Here is a 2,381-nt window from a genome sequence, read left to right as displayed (position 1 = left end):
ACGCCCGCACTCGCCGGGAACGGTGGCTTAGAACGCGGGTTCGCACGACGACCTTCCAGTGAGTTGATCAGCGCGGTCTCTTCACCACAGATGTAACGTCCCGCGCCGGTGTGCACGATCAGTTCAAAATCGAAACCGGTACCGAGGATGTTTTTACCGAGGTATCCCGCTTCGGTGGCTTCGGCAATCGCACGGCGCAGATGCACGGCCGCTTCGATGTACTCGCCACGTAAGAAGATGTAGCCACGATAGGCTTTCAAGGCGAACGCACTGATCAGCATACCTTCCACCAACTGGTGCGGCATTTGCTCCATCAGCAGGCGGTCTTTATAGGTGCCCGGCTCCATTTCATCGGCGTTACACAGCAGGTAACGGATGTTCATGGATTCGTCTTTCGGCATCAGGCTCCACTTCAGGCCGGTATTAAAGCCTGCGCCACCGCGACCTTTTAGACCGGAGTCTTTCACTGCCGCAACGATTTCGTCCTGGCTCATGCCTTTCAGTGCTTTATCAGCGCCGACATAACCGTTTTTACTGCGATATTCATCAATCCACACCGGCTGCTTGTCGTCGCGCAGACGCCAGGTGAGTGGATGCGTTTCCGCAGTACGAATGATCTGTTTAATGGTCATTGATACTGCTCCAGCAGATTGGCGATGCCTTCCGGGGTCAGATGAACATGTGTATCTTCATCCACCATCATGGTTGGGCCTTTGTCACAGTTGCCCAGGCAGCAGGTTGGCAGCAGGGTAAAGCGGCCATCGGCTGTGGTCTGGCCCGGCTTGATATTCAGATTCTGCTCAAGCGCAGCCTGAATGCCCTGGAAACCGGTGATGTGGCACACCACGCTGTCGCAATAACGAATGACGTGACGGCCAACCGGCGTGCGGTAGATCTGGCTGTAAAACGTCGCCACACCTTCTACGTCACTGGCTGGAATGCCCAACACTTCAGCAATGGCATTGATGGCGCCATCTGGCACCCATCCACGCTGCTTCTGCACGATCTTCAACGCTTCAATTGAGGCGGCGCGTGCATCCTCGTAATGGTGTTTTTCGTGCTCAATAGCGTGGTGCTCGGTCTCGCTCAGCACAAAGACCTCATCAGGGTCGATAGTGTGAATGGCAATTTTTTGATCGTGCATAATTAGCGGTCCACGTCTGACATAACAAAATCGATACTACCGAGGTATACGATCAAGTCGGATACCAGGCTGCCGCGGATCACCGATGGGATCTGCTGCAGGTGCGGGAAGCTTGGCGTACGCACGCGGGTGCGGTAGCTCATGGTGCTGCCATCGCTGGTCAGGTAGTAGCTGTTGATCCCTTTAGTCGCTTCAATCATCTGGAAGGATTCGTTGGCCGGCATGACCGGGCCCCACGAAACTTGCAGGAAGTGCGTGATCAGGGTTTCGATGTGTTGCAGCGTGCGCTCTTTTGGTGGCGGCGTGGTCAGCGGGTGATCCGCTTTGAACGGGCCTTCCGGCATGTTTTTCAGGCACTGTTCCAGAATGCGCAGTGACTGCCACATCTCTTCCATTTTCAGTTGAACGCGGGTGTAGGCATCACTAATGCCTGCGCCAACCGGGATCTCAAAATCGAAGTTTTCATAGCCTGAATACGGACGCCATTTACGCACGTCAAAGTCGAGACCGGTGGCGCGTAAGCCAGCTCCAGTGGTGCCCCACGCCAGCGCTTCGTCCATGTTATAGGCTGCAACGCCCTGCGAACGGCCCATCAACACGGTATTGCGCAGTGCGGCTTTGTCATACTCTTTCAGACGCTTCGGCATCCAGTCGAGGAACTCACGCAGCAGACGCTCCCACCCTTTCGGCAGATCGTGTGCCACACCGCCGATGCGGAACCAGGCTGGGTGCATACGGAAACCGGTAATCGCTTCAACCACGTCATAAATTTTCTGACGGTCGGTGAAGGCGAAGAACACCGGTGTCATGGCGCCCACGTCCTGGATAAAGGTGGAGATGTACAGCAAGTGACTGTTGATACGGAACAGCTCTGACAGCATCACGCGGATCACGTTGACGCGATCCGGCACGGTGATGCCCGCTAATTTTTCCACCGCCAGCACGTAAGGCATCTCGTTCACGCAGCCGCCGAGATATTCGATACGGTCGGTGTACGGAATGTAGCTGTGCCAGGATTGGCGCTCGCCCATCTTCTCAGCACCACGATGGTGGTAGCCGACATCCGGCACGCAGTCGACGATCTCTTCGCCATCCAACTGCAGAATGATACGGAAGGCACCGTGCGCGGACGGGTGGTTAGGACCCAGGTTGAGGAACATGAAGTCCTCATTGGTGGTGCTACGCTTCATGCCCCAGTCTTCAGGCTTGAAGGTCAGCGCCTCCATCTCCAGATCTT

The 2,381-nt window shown here is 55.8% G+C and carries 2 protein-coding genes and 1 pseudogene; all 3 read right to left on the bottom strand.

Annotation, left to right across the window (positions count from 1 at the left end; translation table 11 throughout):
• Positions 1-626: pseudogene (locus tag QMM04_RS22185) on the bottom strand (NADH-quinone oxidoreductase subunit F); the annotation flags it as partial.
• 2 nt (positions 627-628) lie between these two features.
• Positions 629-1,144: an NADH-quinone oxidoreductase subunit NuoE gene (gene nuoE / locus QMM04_RS22180; protein ID WP_058961298.1), complete on the bottom strand. Its 516-nt coding sequence runs from the start codon at positions 1,142-1,144 to the stop codon at positions 629-631.
• 2 nt (positions 1,145-1,146) lie between these two features.
• Positions 1,147-2,381, bottom strand: a 1,235-nt coding sequence (gene nuoC / locus QMM04_RS22175) for an NADH-quinone oxidoreductase subunit C/D (RefSeq protein ID WP_282997064.1), incomplete at its 5' end; no start/stop codon positions are given.

It is taken from the genome of Pantoea sp. Pa-EAmG (genome assembly GCF_030024295.1).
GTDB lineage: Bacteria > Pseudomonadota > Gammaproteobacteria > Enterobacterales > Enterobacteriaceae > Pantoea > Pantoea dispersa.
Note: the sequence above shows the minus strand (reverse complement) of the source record. Positions and strands in the feature narration are given on the sequence as shown.